The sequence below is a fragment of the Fictibacillus phosphorivorans genome, assembly GCF_023715845.1.
GTDB lineage: Bacteria > Bacillota > Bacilli > Bacillales > Fictibacillaceae > Fictibacillus > Fictibacillus phosphorivorans_D.
In genome coordinates, this window is the sequence record NZ_JAMBOR010000047.1 from 1 (window position 1) to 1,158 (window position 1,158).

Annotated in this window: 1 pseudogene; it reads right to left on the reverse strand. The window is 42.3% G+C overall.

Annotation, left to right across the window (positions count from 1 at the left end):
- A pseudogene (locus M3206_RS18665) lies at positions 1 to 1,158 on the reverse strand (IS1182 family transposase); the annotation flags it as partial.

Consider the following 1,158-nt stretch of genomic DNA (forward strand, 5'->3'; position numbering starts at 1 on the left):
TCGTTTCTTTGCGCTGTGCATATATTTTTTTATTTTCCTCCGTATGACGAAGGTGATCGGCTTCCTCCAAGTAATCTTCCCAGATGTGCCGGTGAATCATCTTGATGTGCTGTTTACTCTGCGTACACTGAGAGAGCAACGGACACTGTTTGCACTTTAAAGGATTGGAAGCATATTGACGATAGCCCTCGCGGGTCGTCGTTCTATAGGGTAACGTTTCGCCTTGTGGGCATATGTATTGATCGTAATATTCATCGTAAACATACTCGTACTTCTTCATAAATCCATCTTTGGTTTTCGGTCGTGTGTAAGGCATCACAGGGCGAATTTCCTGGTCCATCAAAAACTTGGCGATCGGTGGTGTTTTATATCCTGCATCAACGGCTAAGGCAGTTGGTTTTCCTACGTTTTCAATCAGTTGATTAACAAGTGGCTCAAGCATTCTACTGTCATGAACATTGGCTCCGGTGACGAGGGTCCCAAGTATAAAGCCCCTTGAATCACTGGCAGTGTGATAAGAATAAGCAAACAGCTTCTCTCGTTCATCCTTTACATAATAGCCACTTTCGGGATCTGTCTTACTCACTTTAATCTCTTTCGTTTCTTCTTTTGTTTGAGGGGTTAGAGCTTTTTTCCGTGTGCCTCACGGTCGATATTGATTTCTTCTTCGAGTTTGTGTTGATAGCTGCGTGTTTCCACTCGTACGATCTTCTTATCCAACTTCTTCTTATTAGCGTTAGCCTTTACATGCGTGGAATCGATGAACATAACAGTGGGATCAACCAATCCATAGTTCGCTGCTTCTCGTAAAATACGGTAGAAGATCTGTTCAAAAAGGTCGCTATCATGGAAACGGCGGGCATAGTTCTTACCGAACGTTGAGAAGTGAGGTATCTTTTCACTAAAGTCATAGCCTAAAAACCAACGGTAAGCCACGTTCGTTTCTATCTCTTTAATCGTCTGACGCATGGAGCGAATGCCAAATAAATATTGAATGAACACCATTTTGACCAAAACAACGGGATCAACGCTTGGTCTACCATTATCCAAAGAATATGTATGTTTTACCGCATCATAAATAAAGTCAAAATCCATGACTTGATCGATTTTTCGCACTAGATGGTCTTCTGGTACAAGCTCGTCAAGAGCTGCTAGAGT